Origin of the sequence: Primorskyibacter flagellatus, from assembly GCF_014638275.1 — a bacterium.
Lineage (GTDB): Bacteria > Pseudomonadota > Alphaproteobacteria > Rhodobacterales > Rhodobacteraceae > Pseudooceanicola > Pseudooceanicola flagellatus_A.
Window position 1 is genome coordinate 762,193 of the sequence record NZ_BMFJ01000002.1, and the last position, 19,442, is coordinate 781,634.

Below are 19,442 nucleotides of genomic sequence, written 5' to 3' on the forward strand. Positions count from 1 at the left end.
CGCCTTACCCGAGAAGGGGCGCGACGGCATTCACGATGATGTGAGACGAAACCCCGCCACCAGTTCGACATGCGCCGACCAGCGGAACTGATCGACCACCGTGACCGGCCCCATCGCATAGCCCTCCGCTATCAGCTGCGCCGCGTCCCGGGCAAAGGTGACGGGGTTGCACGACACGTGCGCCACCACGGGCACCCGTGCGCGGGCGATTTCGGCCACCTGTGCCTCTGCCCCGGCGCGGGGCGGGTCGATGACCACGGCGTCGACCTTTCTGAACTCGTCCGGCAGCAGCGGGTTGCGGAACAGGTCGCGGGTCAGCGTGCGGACCTGCTTGAGCCCCTGCGCCTCCCGCCAGCCCCGGTCGAGCGCGGCGGTCATCGCCGCGTCGCCCTCGACCGCCAGCACCTCCGCCCGCCGGGCGAGTGGCAGGGCAAAGGTGCCGACCCCGGCGAAAAGGTCCGCGATCCGCGCCGCGCCCCCGGTGATGCGTTCCACCTCGGCCAGCAGCGCCGCCTCCCCCTCCCGGGTCGCCTGCAGGAAGGCCCCGGGCGGCGGCGTCACGCGCGCCGGGCCGAAGACCTGCAGGGGCGGTCGGCGCATGGCGTGGGTCTCGCCGTCCCATGTCAGCCGCGCCAGGTCGTGCCGTTCGGCCAGGTCCGCCAGCGTGACCTCAAGCTCCCGGTCCATCGGTTTGCCGCCGGTGACCGCAATGTCCAGACCCGAATCCGACAGCGTCGCGGTGACCGAAAGCTCTCCCTTGCGCGATCCTCCGGTGACGGCCAGATCCTCTGCCACCCCGAGCGCCGGCATCAGGTTGGGGTGCAGCAACTGGCAGGCCGGGATTTCGACGATGGTGCCCGAGGCGCGGCCGTGGAACCCCGCCAGCGCGCCCTTCTTGGTGCGCCGCGCCGACAGCGTCGCCCGGCGGCGGGACCGGGGCGGAGAGGTTTCGATCCCCGCGACCTCCGACTCTATCCCCTGCGCCAGAAGCGCCTGACGCACAACATCCGCCTTCCATCCCGCAACGAACCCGTCCGAGGCATGCTGCAACTGGCATCCCCCGCAGCTGCGGAAATGCCGGCAGGGGGCGGAAACGCGGTCGGCAGAGGGCCGGACGATGCGGATATCCTCTAGCCGGTCGCCGTCGACGGTTCCGGTGACGACCTCTCCGGGCAGGGTCATGGGGGCATAGACGGGGCCCGGCGCGATGCCGTCGCCGTGGTGGCCAAGCCGCTGAATGGTGAATTCGCTCATCCCCTGCCGATAGCCTGTCCGGGCGCGGCGGGCAAAGCCTATTCGGCGGCGTCGCGCGCCCCGAGGAACCCGCCGGACTGCCGCGACCAGTAGCGCGCGTAGAGCCCGTCCAGCGCCAGCAGTTCCTCGTGAGAGCCGAGTTCGACCACCCGCCCCTCGTCCAGGACCGCGATCCGGTCCATGTGGGAAATGGTCGACAGCCGGTGCGCGACGGCCAGCACCGTCTTGCCTTCCATCACCCGCTCCAGCGCGGTCTGGATAGAGGCCTCGACCTCTGAGTCGAGCGCGGAGGTCGCCTCGTCGAGCACCAGGATCGGTGCGTCCTTCAGGATGGCCCGCGCCAGCGCGATACGCTGACGCTGCCCGCCCGACAACTTCACGCCCCGTTCACCGAGCCGCGCGTCGTATCCTTCGTTGCCCAAATGATCGGCCAGCGTGCGGATGAACAGGTCGGCCTCGGCGCGGGAGGCGGCGTTGAACACCTCCTCCTCCGTCGCCTCGGGGTGGCCGTAGCGGATGTTGTCCATGGCCGACCGGTTGAACATCGCGGTTTCCTGCGTGACCATCCCTATCCGCCGGCGCAGGGAGTCCTGCGTGACCCCGGCGATGTCCTGCCCGTCGATCAGGATTCGACCCGATTCCGGCGCGTAGAGCCGCATGAGCAGCGCCACCAGCGTGGACTTCCCGGCACCGGAAGCCCCGACGATTCCCAGTTTCTCGCCCGGCCGGATGTCCAGCGTGATCCCCCGGATCCCGCCGACGTCGCGCCCGTAGGCGAAGGTCAGGTTGTCGAACTGAACCCGGCCTTCGGGCACGGCAAGCTCCGTCGCATCGGGCCGGTCGTCCAGCCGGACCGGACGGGCGAGCGTGCGCATTCCGTCCTCGATTTCCCCGACGTTGGCCGAGATTCCCATGAGCGAGAAGCTGACCCATCCCGTCATCTGCGCCAGCCGGATCGACACGGTCCCGGCGGCAACCACCCCGCCGATGGTGGCGGTGCCCGAGGACCAGAGCCAGAGGGCCCCGCCGACCAGCAGCACCGGCAGCACTCCTGCCAGCGTGAACAGGATGACCCGGAAACTGACCGCGACCCTGGCAAAGTCATAGGCCCGCTGGCGGAACTGCTCGATCGCCTTCAGGGCCACGCGGTCCTCGTGATCGGCATGGGCGAAAAGCTTCACCGTCTTGATGTTGGTAATCGTGTCTACCACCTGCCCCGACACCATAGCCCGCGCGGCCGCCCGCGCCTTGGACCGGGCGCGGACACGGGGCAGGTAGTAGCGGATCAGCAGGACATAGGCGGTCATCCAGACCAGGAAGACCGCGACCAGCACCGGGTGAATGGTAAAGATCAGCGCCGCTGCGCCGAGGATGGAGGCGAAAGCGAAGACGATGGAGTTGATCGATTCCATCGCAACTTCGGTCATGGCCGAAGCGCTCTGCATCTGCTTTTGCGCAATCCGCCCGGCGAAGTCGTTGTCGAAATAGGTGACGGACTGACCAAGCGTCCAGCGATGCAGCCGGCTCAGCGTGAGGGAAAAGACGTTCGGCATGATGAACAGCGTGTTGGTCGCCGAGCTCAGCCCCATCATCACGGGCCGCGCGATCACGAAGAAGGCAAAGGCCAGCAGGATCATGCTCAGGCTTTCGCCGGTAAAGGCGTTCTCGGGTCCCGCGGCGGTGGCCTTGTCGACCACGGCACCGAGGACCCAGGCCGATCCGATCTCGGCCACCCCGGCGATGACCGACAGGATGCAGGCGGCGGAAATCACCGGCCAACCGCCGCGCAGAAGCCATCCGATATACGGCACGAGCGTCACCGGCGGCGGTCCGTCGGCGGGCTTGAAGGGGTCGATGAAGCGTCTTGTGTCGAAAGGCATGGGGGACTCGCGGTCGGGCTCCGCAGAACCTAGCGCGGAACCGGGGCCTTCAACCATCCCCCTCGCCGCACAGCTGATCCCGCGTCAGTGCAAAGCCCGATGCAATCCAGCGGGTTTCCAGATGTCGGAGGCGTTCGCCAAGGTGCGCGCCCTTGTAGCGCGGCATCAGGTCCTTCGGTCTGACGGGAAAGCGGGCGCGGGCCCCCTTGGTAGCCAAGTCGAAATCCCGCACGGTCGGCGGCGTTTTCAGAAGCGCACCCCGCAGGAGGAGAATGTCACCCGCCACCTCCGCTCCGACCCGGTAGCCAAGCTCACCCGGACTCATGCCGTTGCCGACACCGTCGATGAGCGTGTCGAGCGCCTTCGCCTCCGCCCTGGACAGCCGCAGCGCATCGGCAACCCCCGGGCCGCCCAGTACGGCGAGCCGGCGGATCCAGCTGACGGGCCGGTCGCCTTCCAGATGCACCAGCGGGGCGAGGGCACGGTCGTCAGCGCCCGGAAGAAGCTGCATCAACGCCCCGGTGGACCGCATCGCCGCCACGGCAGGCGCGGGATCGGGGGCGGAGAGCAGTTTGCGCATCTCTGCCCCGATGCGTTCGCGCGACAGGCGGGACAAACCGTCGGACCCGGCGGCGATGGCGGCCAGCGCCTCCGCATCCATGCCCGCCGCGGGATCGCCGTACCAGGCATGAAACCGGAAGAAACGCAGGATCCGCAGGTGGTCCTCCGCGATCCGGGCCGCCGGGTCGCCGACAAACCGGACCCGCCGGGCGCGCAGGTCAGACAGCCCGCCAAGCGGATCGACCACCTCCCCTTCCGGTGTGGCGTACAGCGCATTCATGGTGAAATCCCGCCGCGCCGCATCCGTCGCCACGTCGTCCGAAAACCGCACGACCGCATGCCGCCCGTCGGTTTCCACATCGGCGCGGAATGTCGTCACCTCATGGGCAAGGTCATGGGCGATGAGAGTCACTGTCCCGTGGTCGATGCCCGTCGGAACGGCGCGGATCCCCGCCTTCCGCGACAGGGCCACCACACGTTCGGGCCGTGCATCGGTGGCGATGTCGATATCCCCGACCGGACGGTCCAGAAGGGAATCCCGCACGCAACCCCCCACGAAAAGCGCCCGGTGGCCTGCACCGGTCAGCATCCCGCAGACAGCGCGCGTCCCCGGATGATCCAGCCAGCCGCCCGTGATCTGCATCAGCCGAGCCGTCCGGCCAGCACCCGGCAGATACGCGCAGTGGCGCCCCATATGTAGTAGGGGCCCCAGGGCACCGTGAAATAGTGCCTGATCCGTCCCTGCCAGCGCCGCCCCTGGACCGAATAGTTCGCAGGGTCGAGAAGGTGGGACAGCGGCACTTCGAACACCTCTTCCACCTCGCCCGGTTCCGGCACCTTCACGAAGTCGCCTGTGATCCGCGCCACCACGGGCACCACCCGGAACACACTGACCGTCTCATGCGCGGGCAGAGTGCCCAGCACCTCGACCAGACCGCGTGGCAGGCCGATCTCCTCTTCCGCTTCGCGGATCGCGGCGGCGGTTTCGTCCGCGTCGCCGGGATCGACCTTGCCTCCGGGAAAGGCGATCTGGCCCGGATGGTGGGTCAGGTGAGACGTCCGCTTTGTCAGCACGACATGGATCTCTCCGCCCCGCTCCACCAGCGGAACCAGCACCCCGGCGGGTCGAAGCTGATCGGGCGGCAGGATCCCCTGCCGCCCGTTCAGGTCGAAATCCGACGACCCCTCGCCCGGACCGGCAAGGGCCGCACGGATCCGGTCATAGCTCTCGGGCTCAGCTTTCACCCGGGTCCTCCGCCTCGAACCCGACGGTTTTCGGATCCATGACGTAATGCGCGCCGCAGTACTGACAGTCCGCCGTCACGGTGCCTTCGTCCGTCGTCATCTTCTCGATGTCCTTGGCCGAGTAGATCGACAGCGACTGCCGCACCTTGTCCTCGGAACAGGAACAGCCGAAACGCACGGGCTGCGCATCGAACACCCGCGGCTGTTCCTCGTGGAACAGGCGCACCAGAAGGTCGGTCGGCGCAACGCTCGGCCCGATCAGTTCAAGCGCCTCCACCGTATCGAGGTGGAAGTTCACGCGGTTCCAGTTCTCTTCCTCGTCCCCCTGCACGAGGTCCGAGGCGGCGAGCAGTCCGCCTTCGCCCGACCCGCCCTCACCGGTGACATGCGGGCTGGCCTTGGGCATGACCTGAAGCATGACGCCCCCTGCGCGCCAGTGCTCCACGCCCCCGGCCTCCGTCGACTTGCCGAAGGACAGGGAAAACCGGGTCGGCAGCTGTTCGGACTGCGCGAAATAGGCCTCTGCACAGGACATCAGCGACCCGCCGGTCAGCGGCGTGATCCCCTGGTAGGGCTGCGTCCCCTGCCCCTGGTCGAGCATGATGGCAAAATACCCCTCGCCGACCTGATCCATCGGTGCCCCGTCGGTCAGCCGGTCGCGGTCAAAGCTGGCATAGGCGCGGATGCGTGCCGGTTCGCCGTCTTTCTCGGGTCCGTAGTAATCCGTCGCGATCATCCGCACCGGCCCCTTGGACTGCACCTGAAGCTGCAGCTTCCAGCGCAGCTTGATCGTCTGTCCGATGAGAGCGGTCAGCAGCGCCATCTCCGCGACCAACGCCTCGACCTGTGCCGGATAGTCGTGCTGCGACAGGATCCCTTGGAGCACGCCGTCCAGCCGGGCCACCCGCCCGCGCACGTCCGACATGTCGAGCTGGAACGGCAGGACGGTATCGTCCCAGGCCAGTTTCGATCCTAGAGTCATGGGGTTTCCTTCCGCGCCTGTACTTGGCATATCTTGGCCGTCACCTATGGGCAAGAACGCCGGGATACAAGGCAGGGGTCAGGATGAGACGCTACGGAGACAGCCCCGACCCCGCCCGCCGCTACGAAACCCGGCACGGAGTCTACGCGATCCTGCCGCGCGACGGCGCGCTTCTCCTGACCCATCAGAGCGAGCCGGAGCCGGAATTCCAGCTGCCCGGCGGCGGTATCGATCCCGGTGAATCCCCCCTGCGCGCCCTGCATCGCGAGGTGTTCGAGGAAACCGGATGGGCCATCGCCGCCCCGCGCCGCATCGCCGTCTTCCGCCGCTTCACCTACATGCCGGAATACGACAAGTGGGCCGACAAGATCTGCGCGATGTACCTCGCCCGCCCCGTCCGCCCGCACGGCCCGCCGCGCGAACCGGGACATGCCGCGATCTGGACCCCGGCCGACCTCGCCGCAGACCTGATCGCCGATCCCGGCAGCGTCGGAGTCCTCCGCCAGCTGACCGGCTGAGCGCTATCCGGGATACTCCAGCAGGATCGCGGAAATGTCGTCGTCGAACCGCGCCTCCCCCCGGCGCTGCGACAGGCTCCAGACCAGCGACTCGAGAAACCCGGTCCCCTCAGATCCCCGCAGGTCGGCGATCAGGCGGATCACCTCTTCCTCCGTCATCATGGTGCCGCTTTCGTCCAGGCATTCGGTCACCCCGTCCGACATCAGCAGCAGCCGGTCCCCGGGGTTGAGCCGGTCTTCCACAAGGTCGAACTGCGCCTGTTCGACCAGACCGACAGGAAACCCGCCCCCGCCGATGACGTCGATCCCCCCCGTCGACCGCTGGATCATCGGATGCGGATGCCCCGCCTGGACCAGCCGGACATGTCCCGACCGGAAATCGACCTCTGCGAGGGCGAGGGTGAAGTAATGCGTGCTGCCCAGATCCCGCAGCACGATGTCGTTCAGCTGCGCGGCGATCCGGTCCGGCGGCACGGCGGCGTGAAAGGCCCCGCCCCGGCTGATCAGCCCGATGTTCTGGTTGGGAACGGAGGAGGACAGGAACCCCGCCAGCCGCGCCGTCATCAACGCGGAGCTGATGCCATGCCCCGACACGTCGAGAGAAAAGATCGCGATCCGGTCCGGACCCACCCGGTAATGCCCCACGAGGTCCCCGCCGACACGGTTGGCGGACTTGAGGATCTGGGACACCTGCGCCGGTCCGAAGTCCACCCGCCTTTCGCGGATCAGGGATTGCTGCAGCTTCTTCGCCTCGACCAGATCCGCGTCGATGGAATCGTACAGCCCCTGCAATTCACCAAGGGTTTCCTCGATCACGCGGTTTTTGAGCGTCAGCTCACGGTGCATGTCGTGGATGCGTTCGCCCGCAGTCAGCCGCGCGCGCAGTTCACCGCTGTTCACCGGCTTGGTCAGGAAATCGTCCGCCCCGCTGCCGAGGCCAAGCGCCACGTCCACCTTGTCCGCCTTCGACGTCAGCAGGATGAAATAGCCGTACTGCGCCTTTGGCATGTCCCGAAAGACGCGGCAGAATTCCGGCCCGCTCATCCCCGGCATCATCCAGTCGGAAATGACAATGTCGGGCGGTGCGGTCTGGCAGATCGTCAGCGCAGCCTCGGCCGATTCGGCTTCGGTCACGTCGTAGTCCCAGCGGGACAGCGTGGCGGCCAGGACCCGGCGCTGCATCGCGCTGTCATCGACGACCAGCACGCGCGGACGGACATGGCTGTCCCTGCCGGGGTCGGGCCCCTGCCTGTCTGTCTGCATCGCGCGGGTCATCTGCCTGCCTGTTCCGGATACCCCTCGCTACCCGACACCGGTCTAACAGCGCGTTAACCGCACCCCGGAGTCCGATTCAGATTTCCGAAATTCGTTCACGTTATGGTCCCGTCACGGCGGAGGCGCGAAACGCATGATCGACTGGACCAAGGTGACGGAACTGGCTGACGACATCGGCCACGACAGCCTGGAGGAGGTGCTGGACCTGTTCCTTCAGGATGTCGAAACCGCGATGCAGACCATCGCTCTGGCCGAAGATCTCGAAGCCGCGCTGCACTTCGTGAAGGGCTGCGCGCTGAATCTGGGCTTCGCCGCCTTCGCCGACCTCTGTTCGGAGGGTGAGGCGCGCGCCGCCCGTGGCGATCCCGACAGCGTGGACATCGCCGGGCTCGCTCGGGCCTATCGCGAAAGCCGCGACCTGTTCCTGTCCGAATACCGCGCTCGGCTGGCCGCGTGAAACGGCCTAGATAAGGAATTCCGCAAGAATGGTGTCCTGGGTAATGTCGCGATACACGAACCCGTTCTCGTCCAGCCGCTGCCTGAGCCCGTCGAAATCGCTGGCCTTCCCCGCCTCGATCCCGATCAGAACCGACCCGAAGTTGCGCGCGGATTTCTTGAGGTATTCGAACCGCGCGATGTCATCCTCCGGCCCTAGCAGGTTGAGGAACTCCTTCAGCGCGCCAGGCCGCTGCGGCAGCCTCAGGATGAAATATTTCTTCACCCCGGAATAACGCTGCGCCCGCTCCTTCACCTCCGGCAGGCGTTCGAAATCGAAATTGCCGCCGGACGTGATGCAGATCACCCGCTTGCCCCGGATCTCGTCGCGCAGCGCGCCGAGCGCGTCGACCGCCAGCGCCCCCGCCGGTTCCAGAACGATGCCCTCGATGTTCAGCATCTCCAGCATGGTGATGCAGATCCGGTCCTCCGGCGCCGAAAGCACGTCGTCCCGCGCGATCCCCTCCAGCCGCGCCCAGGGCCGCGCGCCGATCCGCGCCACCGCCGCCCCGTCGACAAAGCTGTCCACCTTGTTCAGCGTCACCGGCGATCCGTTGTCCACCGCCGCCGCCAGCGACATGCCCCCCGCCGGCTCCACGAATTTCAGACCCTGTTGCGGGCCGAAATAGCTCCGGATCCCTGCCGACAGCCCGCCGCCGCCGACCGGCAGCACGATCAGGTCCGCGCCCTCCGGCATCTCCGCCTCGATCTCCGCGCCGATGCTGGCCTGGCCAAGTATGACGTCCTCGTCGTCGAACGGGGCAAGGAAATGCCCGCCCGCTTCGGCACAGAAGGTCTGCGCCTCGGCCAGCGTGTCGTCGAAATAGTCGCCGATCAGCCGGATCTCCACGAAATCCGCACCGAAGATCCGCGTCTTCTCGATCTTCTGCTGCGGCGTCGTAACCGGCATGAAGATCACGCCCTTCACGCCGAAATGCCGGCACATGTAGGCCACGCCCTGCGCATGGTTGCCCGCGCTCGCACAGACGAACAGCTCCGCCCCCTGCGCCCGCCGCATCGCATTGAACGCGCCGCGCAGCTTGTAGGACCGGACCGGGGACAGATCCTCCCGCTTCAGCCAGATGTCCGCACCGTACATCTTGCTCAGATGATCGTTGCGCATCAGAGGTGTGGCCGGAAACACCGCCCGCATCGCCACCATCGCCGCACGGGCCCGGTCCCGGAAGTCTTCGAGTTCGCTCATCCCCCGTCTCTGCCCCGCGCCGCGCCTGCGGGCAAGGGGGCGCGACCTTGTATGGACGCGAAAAACCCGCTATCGCCTCGCCCGACTGCTAAGAGGGATCACCACATGAGCGCGCCGAAGAAAGTCGTCCTGGCCTATTCCGGGGGTCTCGACACCTCGATCATCCTGAAGTGGCTGCAGACCGAATACGGCTGCGAGGTGGTGACCTTCACCGCCGATCTCGGCCAGGGAGAGGAGCTGGAGCCGGCGCGCAAGAAAGCGGAACTTCTCGGGATCAAGCCCGAGAACATCCACATCGAGGACGTCCGCGAGGAGTTCGTGCGCGATTTCGTCTTCCCGATGTTCCGCGCCAATGCGCTCTACGAAGGGCTCTACCTGCTCGGTACCTCCATCGCCCGCCCGCTGATCTCCAAGCGGCTGGTGGAGATCGCGGCGGAATGCGGTGCCGATGCCGTCGCCCATGGCGCGACCGGCAAGGGCAACGATCAGGTGCGGTTCGAACTTTCCGCCTATGCCCTGAACCCCGACATCAAGGTGATCGCGCCCTGGCGGGAATGGTCCCTGTCTTCGCGAACCAAGCTGCTTGCCTTTGCCGAGGAGAACCAGATCCCGATCGCCAAGGACAAGCGCGGCGAAGCGCCCTTCTCCGTCGACGCGAACCTGCTGCACACCTCCTCCGAAGGCAAGGTGCTGGAAAATCCCGGTGAGGAGGCGCCCGATTACGTGCTTCAGCGCATCACCCGCCCCGAGGACGCGCCGGATCAGCCCGAGATGGTGGAGATCACCTTCGAAAAGGGCGACGCCGTGGCGATCAATGGCGAGGCGATGTCGCCTGCCTCGATCCTCACGAAGCTCAACGAACTGGGCGGAAAGCACGGTGTCGGCATCCTCGACCTCGTGGAGAACCGCTTCGTCGGCATGAAATCCCGCGGCGTCTACGAGACCCCCGGCGGCACCATCCTTCTCGAGGCGCATCGCGGCATCGAACAGATCACGCTCGACAGCGGCGCGGGCCACCTCAAGGATTCGATCATGCCCCGCTATGCGGAGCTGATCTACAACGGCTTCTGGTTCTCCCCCGAACGCGAGATGCTGCAGGCCCTGATCGACAAGAGCCAGGAACACGTCTCCGGCACTGTCCGGGTCAAACTCTACAAGGGCTCCGCCCGCACTGTCGCCCGCTGGTCCGACCACTCGCTCTATTCCGAAGCGCACGTGACCTTCGAGGAGGACGCCGGCGCCTACGATCAGAAGGACGCAGCCGGCTTCATCCGGCTGAACGCCCTGCGCCTGAAACTGCTCGCCACCCGCAAGCGCCGCCTCGGCCGCTGATTTCAACTTGCCGAAAGTATCCCGGGGGTCTGGGGGCAAGGCCCCCGGTCCGCGCTGTCAGACCAGGGAGCGCAGGAAGGAATAGAACCGGCTGTCCTGCACCCGGCTCCAGTTGACCCGCATCGACGGGCGGTGCCTGCCCGGATCGACCCGGAACAGGCTGCCGGGCGCCAGCAGGATCCCCTGCTGCGCCGCTTCGGACGACACCGCCATGTCGTCCAGCCCCTCTGGTAGCATGACCATCCCGTACAGCCCGTTGTCCGGCGGCGCGAACAGGTCGAACCCCAGGCGGTGCAGGCGGTCGATCCCCTCAGCCCGCGCCTGGTCGAGACGGCGGCGCAGTCCCGTGCGCACCTTCTCGAACCGGCGCGACAGGATCGCATCGGCAATCAGCCGTTCGGTATAGTTCGAGGAGTTCACCGACAGGATCATCTTGAGTTCAGCCAGGCTGGCCGCGATCCCCGGCTCCGCGATCAGGAAGCCTGAGCGGAGCGAAGGCGAGAGGATCTTGGAATAGCTCCCGATCTGGATCACCCGGCGGAACTGGTCCAGCGCCGCCAGCCGCATCCCCGTCACGCCCGGCAGGTCGATGAAGGGGTCGTCGTCGATCACCAGCATGTCCCGCCGGTCCGCGACCTTCAGGATCGCGTGCGCTGTCGGCAGGTCGATCGAACAGCCCGTCGGGTTCTGCACCAGCGACTGCGTGAAGAAAAGCCGCGCGCGATGCCTTTCGGCCAGCACCTCCAGCGCCTCCGGGTCGGGGCCGCGCGGGGTGCGGGGCACGCCGACGAAATTGACCTCCGACAGTTTCAGTTTGGAAAACAGTGGGTAGTAGCCCGGATCGTCCACCAGAACCGTATCGCCGGGCCGGGTGAAGCGGCGGATCACGAGGTCCAGCGCGTTGTTGGCGCCGAAGGTGGTCACGATCTGCGCCGGAGTCGCCACCAGCCCGGCGGCGATCTGCGCGGCGGCGATGCATTCGCGCAGGGTGAGCAACCCGTGCGGAGAGCCGTAGCCGCCTTCGCCCGCGGGCAGGGACACGGCGGGCAGGCTGGTCATCAGCCAGGCCTCCGGCGGGCGGCCGTCCCCTGCCAGCACCTTGTAGGGCCGGTCAAGCTGGACGTGCAGCAGGGATACGGTATCCGACGCCTCCCGCAGGTTGGTGGGTGCGGCGATGGCCGGGGCGACGCGGGCGACGTAAAAACCGGACCCCTGCCGCGACACCGCGAGGCCGTGCGCCACCAGCCGGTCATAGGCCGTCACGATCACGTTCTTGGAGGCGCCGAACTGCTCTGCCGCTTGCCTGAGGGACATCAGCTTGGTCCCTTCCGGCAGGTCGCCGCTGTCGATACGCTGCCGCAGGGTTTCGAAAATCCGGTCGGTCTTGCTCTGACTCATGGAATATCTGTATCCAGTCTCACATAGGTACAGTAGGGAAAAATTTCCTTAACTGTACCAATACATCAATCGACATTTCGCCGATGGTCCCCGCCAAGACGGAGGAGATTTCATGTCACAGGCAGCACAGGGCGGCACCCCCGCCGTCAATTCCCGCATCGAGGGTCTTCGCGACATGGAGCCGGTGGACCGCCGCCGCGCCATCGCCGCCGCCGCCGGCATGGACCAGGCCGGAGAGGCCGCCCTGTCCGGTGAAGGGGCGCTCGCCCTTTCAGTCGCGAACGGCATGATCGAGAACGTGATCGGAAAGTTCGAGATGCCGCTCGGCGTTGCCGCGAACTTCCTCGTCAACGGGCGCGACTACCTCGTTCCCATGGCGGTGGAGGAGCCCTCCGTTGTCGCCGCGGCCTCGTACATGGCCAAGCTGGCGCGCCAGGGCGGCGGGTTCACCGTCAGCTGCACCGCGCCGATCATGCGCGCGCAGATCCAGGTCATCGGCATCTCCGACCCCTATGGCACCCGTGCCGCGATCCTCGCCCACGAAGAGGAGCTGATCGAACAGGCCAATTCCCGCGACGTCGTGCTGGTGAGCCTTGGCGGCGGCTGCAAGGGGATCGAGGTCGAGGTCTTCCCGGAAAGCGCCATCGGTCCGATGGTCGTGCTTCATCTGCTGGTCGACGTGCGTGATGCCATGGGCGCGAACGCCGTCAACTCCATGGCCGAAATGCTTGCCCCCCGGGTCGAGGAGATCACTGGCGGAAAAGTCCGCCTGCGCATCCTGTCGAACCTCGCTGACCGCCGCATCGTGACCGCCAGCGTGCGGATCCCGCCCTCTGCGCTTGATACCAAAACGCTCAAGGGGGCCGAGGTCGCACAGGGCATGGTCGAGGCCTGTACCCTCGCCATGATCGACCCGTACCGCGCTGCCACCCACAACAAGGGCATCATGAACGGCATCGACCCCGTCGTCGTCGCCACCGGCAACGACTGGCGCGCGATCGAGGCCGGGGCCCATGCCTATGCCGCCCGCTCGGGTCGCTACTCTTCGCTCACCACATGGGAAATCGCGAAGGACGGCACGCTGGTCGGCACGCTGGAAATGCCGATGGCGCTTGGCATCGTCGGCGGCGCGACCCGGACCCATCCGACCGCGCAGGCGTCGCTCAGACTGATGCGGATCACCACCGCGCGCGAACTGGCGGGAATCACCGCCGCCGTCGGGCTGGCCCAGAACATGGCCGCCCTGCGCGCCCTGTCGACCGAAGGCATCCAGCGCGGCCACATGGCGCTGCATGCCCGCAACATCGCGATCACGGCAGGTGCGGTCGGCGCAGACATCGACAGGGTGGCCAAGGCCATCGTGGCGGCGGGCGACGTCAGCGTCGGCCGCGCAAAGCAGGAGCTGGAAAGCACCTGAAAGCAATCCAAGGGAGGAGACTGACATGACCATCACCAACCGGCGCGGGATGCTGCGCCACACCGCGGCCGGCCTGCTGGCCGCCCCGGCCATCGTCGCCGCAAGCTCAGTGCGCGCACAGGGCGTGACGAAATGGCGGATGCAGGCGCTCTGGGGCGGCGGCACCACCCCGCAGCTGTACGAAGAGAAGTTCTGCGAGCGGGTAAAACAGCTTACCGGCGGCAGCCTGGAAATCACGCCCTTCGCAGGCGGACAGATCGTGCCCGCCGCACAGGCCTTCGACGCCGTCCGTGGCGGCGCTTTCGAGATGATGAAAACCTTCGACGGCTACACTGCAGGCAAGATCCCCGCGCACGGCTTTTCCTCCACCGTTCCCTTCGGTTTCCCCGAAGCGGACCAGTACGAGGCCTGGTTCTATGAGCGCGACGGCCTTGCCATGGCGAAGGAAAGCTATGAAGCCGCGGGCCTGACCTATGTCGCGCCGACCGTCTACGGAGAGGAGCCAATCCACTCCAAGGTCGAAATTCGCAAGATTGCCGACATGAACGGTCTCAAGGGCCGCTTCGTTGGCCTGGCCTCCGCGGTGATGGCCGACTTCGGCGTCTCCGTCTCTCCGCTGCCGACGTCCGAGGTCTACTCCGCGCTCGACAAGGGGCTTGTCGACTTCGCCGACCGCGGCGACATCAAGGCGAACTACGAGGAAGGTCTGCAGGAAGTCGCGAAGTTCCTCATCCTGCCCGGCGTGCATCAGCCGTCGACCGCCACCGCCTATGTTGCCAATACGGCAGCGTACGGCCGGCTGGACGATCAGCAGAAGGCAGCGCTCGAGGTCGCGGCCCGCGAGGTGTCCGGCGCCCTGCGGCAGAACATCATCGTGGACAACGGCGAATACCTCAGGAAATACGAGGAAGCCGGGGTCGAGATCATCGACCTTGACGCCGACGACGTGGCCGAGGCCCGTGCCAGGGCGGTCGAGTCCTGGAAGAAAGCCGCGGGCGAAGATGATCTTGCCAAGCGGATGATGGAAAGCCAGATGTCGCTGATGCAGGAACTGCGCCTGCTCTGACGGAATACGCGCCGTGCCCGTCCGGGGCGCGGCGCGACCACGACCCGGAGACCCAGAATGACCGCCATCGCCCGGAGCGTGACCGCGCTGAACCGGCTGCTGTTTGCACTGGCCAAATGGCTGGTCTACGCCATTGTTCTGCTTATGCTCTGGGAGGTGCTGTCGCGCTATATGCTTGCGTCGCCGACCTCCTGGGCCCCCGAACTCGCCATGCTGATCTTCGGGCCCTTCTTCCTGCTTGGCGGTCCCTACCTTCTGCACCTCGGCGGTCACGTCGCCGTGGACATCCTGTCGGAAAAGGCGACCGGTCGCTTCGCCACGGTGCTGGCCCTCATCGGCTACGTGCTGGCCGCCGTCTTCGGCGCGATCCTGCTGTGGTTCAGCGTGCCGCTCGCCATGCAGTCCTACAGTTACGGTGAGACGAGCTATTCCGCCTGGAACCCGGTGATCTGGCCCGCCAAGGCTTTCCTGCCGCTGGCCTCCTTTCTGCTCATGCTTCAGGCGCTGGCCGAAATCGTGCTGGCCCTGCGCGGGGAGAAAGTCTGATGGAAAGCTCTCTGATCCTTCTCTTCATGTTCACCTCGCTGGTGGTGTTCATGCTCTCCGGGGCCGGGCTGGCCTTCGTGCTGGGTGCCATCGCGTTCATCTCGACGATCCTGCTCTGGGGCCCCTCCGCCCTGATCGTCGCCGTCCTGAACACGTTTGAAACGATGACCTCGGAATCGCTCATGGCGATCCCGCTCTACGTGCTCATGGCCTCGATCCTGCAGAAATCCGCGATCATCGACGCGCTCTACGACGCGATGGAGACGTGGTTCTCCAACGTGAACGGTGGCCTCGCCGTCGGCACCATCGCCATCTGCACCATTCTCGCCGCCATGACGGGTGTCGTCGGCGCGGCGGTCGCGGCTATGGGGATCCTCGCACTGCCGTCGATGCTGTCGCGGGGCTATCACCCGCCTCTGGCGCTTGGCGCGATCTGCGCGGGGGGCACGCTTGGCATCCTGATTCCGCCTTCGGTCGTGACCATCGTCTACGCGATCACCGCGCAAATCTCGATCGGCAAGATGTTTGCCGCCGGGATCGTGCCGGGGCTGATCCTCGCCGCCAGCTATTCGGCCTATATCCTCGTCCGCACCTGGCTGAACCCGTCGCTCGCGCCCAAGCCGGAACAGGCCGTGACCGTTCCCCTGTCGGTCAAACTGTCCAAGCTGAAGGCGCTGATCCTGCCCGGCCTCGTGGTGATCGGCGTGCTCGGATCCATCTACGCCGGCATCGCCACCCCGACGGAGGCCGCCGCCGTCGGGGTTCTGGGCGCCGCCGCCTCGGCGATCGTCACCCGCCGCCTGTCCGTCCCCATGCTGTCCGAAGCGGCCACCGACACCCTGCGCGTCACCGCCATGATCCTCTGGATCACCATTGGTGCGCGCGCCTTCATCTCGGTCTTCGTCGCCACCGGAGGCGCGGATTCCCTGCTGAACTTCGTGGAGACGCTGGAGGCGTCGCGCTGGATCGTTCTGGGCGCGATGGTGCTGATCCTGATCTTCCTCGGCCTGTTCCTGGACGAGATCGGCATCATCCTGCTCTGTGTGCCGGTCTTTTTGCCGATCGTGTCGGCGCTGGAATTCGACCCGCTCTGGTTCGGCGTGCTCTTCATGATCACCGCGCAGATGGCCTATATCACCCCGCCCTTCGGCTACACACTGTTCTACCTCAAGGGCGTGCTGCCCCCCGGCATCGGCATCGGCCAGGTCTATCGCGGGGTCATCCCCTTCTTCCTGATCCAGGTCGCGGTGCTGATCCTGTTTGCGCTCTTCCCCGGTCTCGTCACCTGGCTTCCCGAGATGATGATGTCCAACGCGAAACCCTAGCGCCAGCCGAAGAACACTTCGGGATTATCCAGCACCGCCATGCGCCGCGTCGCGAGGTCGAGCCAGCCGAGCACGGTGTCCAGCAGCACACCGTCATCCGGGTATTCTGCGGTCGTCCTGGCAAGGTTGTGCGGCCAGTTGGTCCCCCAGAGCAGCCGGTCCGGTGCATGCCCGGCAATCGCGCGGGTGTTGGCGGCGATGTCGTCGAAACCGGGCGCGCCGGTCTTTGAACTCTCATAGCACCCGGCAAGCTTGAACCAGCAGTTCCCGCCGTCGATCAGACGCTTCACGGCAGCGATCTCCGGCCCGTCGGGTGCGGCACCACGGAAGAACTTCCCGTGGTGATCCAGGACCCAGTTGCTTTTCAGCGCGGCCAGCCGGGCTTCGTGATCCAGAATGTCGGAGCCGTCGAACTGTACCGCGAGCACCCAGCCCCGGTCCGCCGCCTTCGCATCCACCGCCTCGAGCGCGTCGAGCCCCACGGCCCCGCCCGGCAGGTCCATGATCCGCGCCCCCACGATCCCCGCATCGGCCAGCCGGTCCAGCTCCGCCTCCGGCGTTTCGGCGTCGATCACCGCCATGCCCTTCGCGATGTCCCCAAGCTCTGCGAGACATGCCAGCAGGCAGGAATTGTCCCGCTGCTGCGCATTGCCCTGCGTCACCACCACCCGACCGATGCCAAGCCACCGCGCCATCTCAAGATACATCGACGGAGTCGGCAGCGGGTCCGGCGGATTGCCCGGACCACCGGGCAGCGCGGGATAGCCGGGCAGGTAGATGTGGCACTGCGCGTCGATCGCCCCCTCGGGCAGGGAAATCGCCGGCGCGGCGCCGGTCAGCTTGCGGTCGATCATGCTCATGCCTCCTCGGGGGCGAAGTCCTTCAGCGCCTGCCGGTTGATCTCAACCCCCAGGCCAGGGCCGTCGGGGATCGCCACGACCCCGTCGACATGGTCGATCGGCGCCGTCAGCACCGCTTGCCGGAACGGGTTCTCCGTCCGGTCGAATTCCAGGATCGGCTCGACCGGGTTCACCCGCACGGGGTTCGGCACCATCGCCGCCATGAACTGGAGCGAGGCCGCGATCTGCACCGCCGTGCCCCAGACATGCGGAACGACCCGGATGTTGTGCAAAGCCGCCAGATCGGCGATGCGCTTCATTTCCGTGAATCCGCCGCAGCCGCAGAGGTCGGGCTGAAGGATGTCGACCGCCCGCGTTTCGACCGGTTCGCGCATGCCCCATCTGGTGTGCCAGGTCTCGCCCCCCGCAACCGGGATCGGCTGCTGCGCCCGGATTTCGCGATAGGCGGACAGGTGCTCCGGCGTCACCGGCTCCTCGAACCAGTCGACACCGTATTCGGCGGCGGCCCTGCCGACGCGGATCGCTTCTACCGTATCATAGCCGTGATTGCCGTCGATCATCAGCCTCATGTCCGGACCCATGGCATCGCGGACGGCGCGGATCACGGCCATATCCTCGTCGAAACCGAAACCGATCTTGATCTTCATCGCGTGGAAGCCCGCCGCGCGATGCCGCGCCGCCTCTTCCGCGTTGTCCGTCACCCGGTCGACCCCGTCGCGCTTGAAGGCACCGGTCGCATAGGCGCGCACCGACTCGCGGAACCGCCCGCCGAGAAGAACGGAGACCGGCACACCGAAATGCCTGCCCTTGATGTCCCACAGCGCCACGTCGATCCCGGACAGCGCCGTCACCGTCAGGCCGCGCTGCCCCTGATCGCGCAGCGCGTTGTACAGCACGGCCCAGATCTTCTCTGTCTCCAACGGGTTCATGCCGATGAGCCAGCCTGCATAGGTTTCCACCACTGCGCGGTTGGCTCCTGCGGGGCCAAGACATTCGCCCCAGCCCACGGTGCCATCGTCGCAGATCACCTCCACCAGCAGGTGCTGGCGACGGTCGAACCGCATCGACGCGCTTTCGAAGGCGGTGTCGAGCCGGTGTTCAAGAAGATGGGTGCGGACGGCTTCGATCTTCATTTCTTGTAGGGCGCGATGAGCTCAGCCATCATGCCCGTCTCCTCCTCTGTCAGATCGGTCAGTGGGGACCGCACCGGCCCGACATCGAACCCTTGCAGCCGCACTCCGGCCTTGATCGCCGACACCGCGTACCCCTTGGAGCGGTTGCGGATCGCCATGAACGGATAGAAGAAGTCATTCAGGATCGCTTCGCAACGGGCACGATTGCCTCCGCGCAACGCGTCGTAGAATTCGACCGCCAGTCCGGGCACGAAGTTGAACACGGCCGAGGAATAGGTCGTGAAGCCCGCGCCAAGATAGGCCTCCGCGAACAGCTCTGCCGTCGGCATACCGCCGAGGTACATCAGCCGGTCGCCCATCTTCGCCGTCACCTGCCGCACCAGCCCGATATCGCCCGACCCGTCCTTGAAGCCGATCAGGTTCGGGCACACGTCGCAAAGCCGCGCCAGCGTGTCAGGCTGCAGGATCGAATTGTCCCGGTTGTAGACCATCACCCCGATTCCGACAGACTCGCAGACCCGCTTCACATGCGCGTAAAGCCCCTCCTGCGGTGCGTCGATCAGGTAGTGCGGTATCAGCAGGATGCCGTCCGCCCCCGCCTTTTCCGCCGCCTGCGCGATCTCGACCGCGATCTCCGTCCCGTAGCCGCAGCCCGACACGATCGGAACCTCGCCGGACGCCGCCTTGGCCGCGGACACGATTTCGGGAATCTCCGACGGCTTCAGCGAAAAGAACTCGCCGGTGCCGCCCGCGGCAAACAGGGTCGCGGCCGGGTAGCCGGACAGCCAGCCGACATGGTCCTCGTAGACGCCGCGGCTGAAGGCACCGTCCGCATCGAAAGGCGTGACGGGAAAGGACAAAAGGCCCGAGCCGAGGGCGGTCTTGAGATCTTGGGGGTCCATGGCGAGCTCCGGTTCACAAAGTTGGCCCAGAGCTATCCGACCTGACTGA

18 protein-coding genes are annotated in these 19,442 nt (G+C 66.5%); 7 read left to right on the forward strand and 11 right to left on the reverse strand.

All coding sequences use genetic code 11. From position 1 onward, the window contains the following. Positions 1–30: 30 nt before the first annotated feature. Genes IEV87_RS18045 through hslO form a run of 5 tightly spaced genes read right to left on the reverse strand, consistent with a single transcriptional unit; the run spans position 31 to position 5,922 of the window. Entirely contained in the window at positions 31–1,254 is a 1,224-nt protein-coding gene (locus IEV87_RS18045) for a class I SAM-dependent RNA methyltransferase (RefSeq protein WP_188479202.1), read from the reverse strand. 38 nt (positions 1,255–1,292) lie between these two features. After that, on the reverse strand, positions 1,293–3,134 hold the full coding sequence (locus IEV87_RS18050; protein ID WP_188479203.1) for an ABC transporter ATP-binding protein: 1,842 nt from the start codon (positions 3,132–3,134) through the stop codon (positions 1,293–1,295). A 49-nt stretch (positions 3,135–3,183) separates the two neighbouring features. Continuing rightward, entirely contained in the window at positions 3,184–4,338 is a 1,155-nt protein-coding gene (locus IEV87_RS18055) for a CCA tRNA nucleotidyltransferase (protein ID WP_188479204.1), read from the reverse strand. Then, on the reverse strand, positions 4,338–4,940 hold the full coding sequence (locus IEV87_RS18060) for a CoA pyrophosphatase (protein WP_188479205.1): 603 nt from the start codon (positions 4,938–4,940) through the stop codon (positions 4,338–4,340). The genes IEV87_RS18055 and IEV87_RS18060 overlap by 1 nt, the downstream gene beginning before the upstream one ends. Beyond that, positions 4,930–5,922: an Hsp33 family molecular chaperone HslO gene (gene hslO / locus IEV87_RS18065; protein WP_188479206.1), complete on the reverse strand. Its 993-nt coding sequence runs from the start codon at positions 5,920–5,922 to the stop codon at positions 4,930–4,932. The genes IEV87_RS18060 and hslO overlap by 11 nt, the downstream gene beginning before the upstream one ends. A gap of 83 nt (positions 5,923–6,005) precedes the next feature. On the opposite strand from hslO, the gene IEV87_RS18070 reads away from it, so the two are divergent. Continuing rightward, positions 6,006–6,440 carry an NUDIX domain-containing protein gene (locus IEV87_RS18070; protein WP_188479207.1) on the forward strand — a complete coding sequence of 145 codons (435 nt, stop codon included), beginning with the start codon at positions 6,006–6,008 and terminating at the stop codon, positions 6,438–6,440. A 3-nt stretch (positions 6,441–6,443) separates the two neighbouring features. Here the strand turns inward: IEV87_RS18070 and IEV87_RS18075 are convergent, their stop codons facing one another. After that, positions 6,444–7,703, reverse strand: coding sequence for a PP2C family protein-serine/threonine phosphatase (locus tag IEV87_RS18075; RefSeq protein WP_188479208.1), 1,260 nt, complete (start codon positions 7,701–7,703; stop codon positions 6,444–6,446). A gap of 145 nt (positions 7,704–7,848) precedes the next feature. Between IEV87_RS18075 and IEV87_RS18080 the strand changes: the two genes are divergently transcribed. Next, positions 7,849–8,172: an Hpt domain-containing protein gene (locus tag IEV87_RS18080; RefSeq protein WP_188479209.1), complete on the forward strand. Its 324-nt coding sequence runs from the start codon at positions 7,849–7,851 to the stop codon at positions 8,170–8,172. Between the two features lie 6 nt (positions 8,173–8,178). On the opposite strand, the gene ilvA is transcribed toward IEV87_RS18080, so the two are convergent. Next, positions 8,179–9,414 carry a threonine ammonia-lyase IlvA gene (ilvA, locus tag IEV87_RS18085; RefSeq protein WP_188479210.1) on the reverse strand — a complete coding sequence of 412 codons (1,236 nt, stop codon included), beginning with the start codon at positions 9,412–9,414 and terminating at the stop codon, positions 8,179–8,181. Between the two features lie 105 nt (positions 9,415–9,519). Here ilvA and IEV87_RS18090 point away from each other — a divergent pair, with 105 nt between their 5' ends. Beyond that, complete coding sequence (locus IEV87_RS18090) at positions 9,520–10,746, forward strand: argininosuccinate synthase (RefSeq protein WP_188479211.1); 1,227 nt, start codon at positions 9,520–9,522, stop codon at positions 10,744–10,746. 57 nt (positions 10,747–10,803) lie between these two features. On the opposite strand, the gene IEV87_RS18095 is transcribed toward IEV87_RS18090, so the two are convergent. After that, positions 10,804–12,144: an aminotransferase-like domain-containing protein gene (locus tag IEV87_RS18095; RefSeq protein ID WP_188479212.1), complete on the reverse strand. Its 1,341-nt coding sequence runs from the start codon at positions 12,142–12,144 to the stop codon at positions 10,804–10,806. Between the two features lie 112 nt (positions 12,145–12,256). On the opposite strand from IEV87_RS18095, the gene IEV87_RS18100 reads away from it, so the two are divergent. From IEV87_RS18100 to IEV87_RS18115, 4 genes are read left to right on the forward strand one after another with little or no spacing between them, the layout of a single operon-like run. Next, positions 12,257–13,561 carry a hydroxymethylglutaryl-CoA reductase, degradative gene (locus IEV87_RS18100; RefSeq protein ID WP_188479213.1) on the forward strand — a complete coding sequence of 435 codons (1,305 nt, stop codon included), beginning with the start codon at positions 12,257–12,259 and terminating at the stop codon, positions 13,559–13,561. 25 nt (positions 13,562–13,586) lie between these two features. Then, on the forward strand, positions 13,587–14,627 hold the full coding sequence (gene dctP / locus IEV87_RS18105) for a TRAP transporter substrate-binding protein DctP (protein ID WP_188479214.1): 1,041 nt from the start codon (positions 13,587–13,589) through the stop codon (positions 14,625–14,627). A 57-nt stretch (positions 14,628–14,684) separates the two neighbouring features. Then, entirely contained in the window at positions 14,685–15,173 is a 489-nt protein-coding gene (locus tag IEV87_RS18110; RefSeq protein WP_188479215.1) for a TRAP transporter small permease subunit, read from the forward strand. Continuing rightward, positions 15,173–16,498, forward strand: a complete 1,326-nt coding sequence (locus IEV87_RS18115) for a TRAP transporter large permease (RefSeq protein WP_188479216.1) — start codon at positions 15,173–15,175, stop codon at positions 16,496–16,498. Before IEV87_RS18110 ends, IEV87_RS18115 begins: the two co-directional genes overlap by 1 nt. On the opposite strand, the gene IEV87_RS18120 is transcribed toward IEV87_RS18115, so the two are convergent. Genes IEV87_RS18120 through kdgD form a run of 3 tightly spaced genes read right to left on the reverse strand, consistent with a single transcriptional unit; the run spans position 16,495 to position 19,393 of the window. Continuing rightward, entirely contained in the window at positions 16,495–17,352 is an 858-nt protein-coding gene (locus IEV87_RS18120; protein ID WP_269902655.1) for an amidohydrolase family protein, read from the reverse strand. The two genes, IEV87_RS18115 and IEV87_RS18120, sit on opposite strands and share 4 nt — an antisense overlap. Positions 17,353–17,354: 2 nt before the next feature. Beyond that, on the reverse strand, positions 17,355–18,491 hold the full coding sequence (locus tag IEV87_RS18125) for a mandelate racemase/muconate lactonizing enzyme family protein (protein ID WP_188479218.1): 1,137 nt from the start codon (positions 18,489–18,491) through the stop codon (positions 17,355–17,357). Continuing rightward, positions 18,488–19,393 (reverse strand): 5-dehydro-4-deoxyglucarate dehydratase, encoded by a 906-nt coding sequence (kdgD, locus tag IEV87_RS18130; protein ID WP_188479219.1) that lies wholly within the window; start codon positions 19,391–19,393, stop codon positions 18,488–18,490. Before kdgD ends, IEV87_RS18125 begins: the two co-directional genes overlap by 4 nt. Between the last annotated feature and the right edge of the window lie 49 nt (positions 19,394–19,442).

What these genes read in the sequence shown, in the direction of transcription:
- IEV87_RS18045 (WP_188479202.1), bottom strand. Translation starts at nt 1,254, where the DNA reads ATGAGCGAATTCACCATTCAGCGGCTTGGCCACCACGGCGACGGCATC.
- IEV87_RS18050 (WP_188479203.1), bottom strand. Translation starts at nt 3,134, where the DNA reads ATGCCTTTCGACACAAGACGCTTCATCGACCCCTTCAAGCCCGCCGAC.
- IEV87_RS18055 (WP_188479204.1), bottom strand. Translation starts at nt 4,338, where the DNA reads ATGCAGATCACGGGCGGCTGGCTGGATCATCCGGGGACGCGCGCTGTC.
- hslO (WP_188479206.1), bottom strand. Translation starts at nt 5,922, where the DNA reads ATGACTCTAGGATCGAAACTGGCCTGGGACGATACCGTCCTGCCGTTC.
- IEV87_RS18070 (WP_188479207.1), top strand. Translation starts at nt 6,006, where the DNA reads ATGAGACGCTACGGAGACAGCCCCGACCCCGCCCGCCGCTACGAAACC.
- IEV87_RS18075 (WP_188479208.1), bottom strand. Translation starts at nt 7,703, where the DNA reads ATGCAGACAGACAGGCAGGGGCCCGACCCCGGCAGGGACAGCCATGTC.
- IEV87_RS18080 (WP_188479209.1), top strand. Translation starts at nt 7,849, where the DNA reads ATGATCGACTGGACCAAGGTGACGGAACTGGCTGACGACATCGGCCAC.
- ilvA (WP_188479210.1), bottom strand. Translation starts at nt 9,414, where the DNA reads ATGAGCGAACTCGAAGACTTCCGGGACCGGGCCCGTGCGGCGATGGTG.
- IEV87_RS18090 (WP_188479211.1), top strand. Translation starts at nt 9,520, where the DNA reads ATGAGCGCGCCGAAGAAAGTCGTCCTGGCCTATTCCGGGGGTCTCGAC.
- IEV87_RS18095 (WP_188479212.1), bottom strand. Translation starts at nt 12,144, where the DNA reads ATGAGTCAGAGCAAGACCGACCGGATTTTCGAAACCCTGCGGCAGCGT.
- IEV87_RS18100 (WP_188479213.1), top strand. Translation starts at nt 12,257, where the DNA reads ATGTCACAGGCAGCACAGGGCGGCACCCCCGCCGTCAATTCCCGCATC.
- dctP (WP_188479214.1), top strand. Translation starts at nt 13,587, where the DNA reads ATGACCATCACCAACCGGCGCGGGATGCTGCGCCACACCGCGGCCGGC.
- IEV87_RS18110 (WP_188479215.1), top strand. Translation starts at nt 14,685, where the DNA reads ATGACCGCCATCGCCCGGAGCGTGACCGCGCTGAACCGGCTGCTGTTT.
- IEV87_RS18115 (WP_188479216.1), top strand. Translation starts at nt 15,173, where the DNA reads ATGGAAAGCTCTCTGATCCTTCTCTTCATGTTCACCTCGCTGGTGGTG.
- IEV87_RS18120 (WP_269902655.1), bottom strand. Translation starts at nt 17,352, where the DNA reads ATGATCGACCGCAAGCTGACCGGCGCCGCGCCGGCGATTTCCCTGCCC.
- IEV87_RS18125 (WP_188479218.1), bottom strand. Translation starts at nt 18,491, where the DNA reads ATGAAGATCGAAGCCGTCCGCACCCATCTTCTTGAACACCGGCTCGAC.
- kdgD (WP_188479219.1), bottom strand. Translation starts at nt 19,393, where the DNA reads ATGGACCCCCAAGATCTCAAGACCGCCCTCGGCTCGGGCCTTTTGTCC.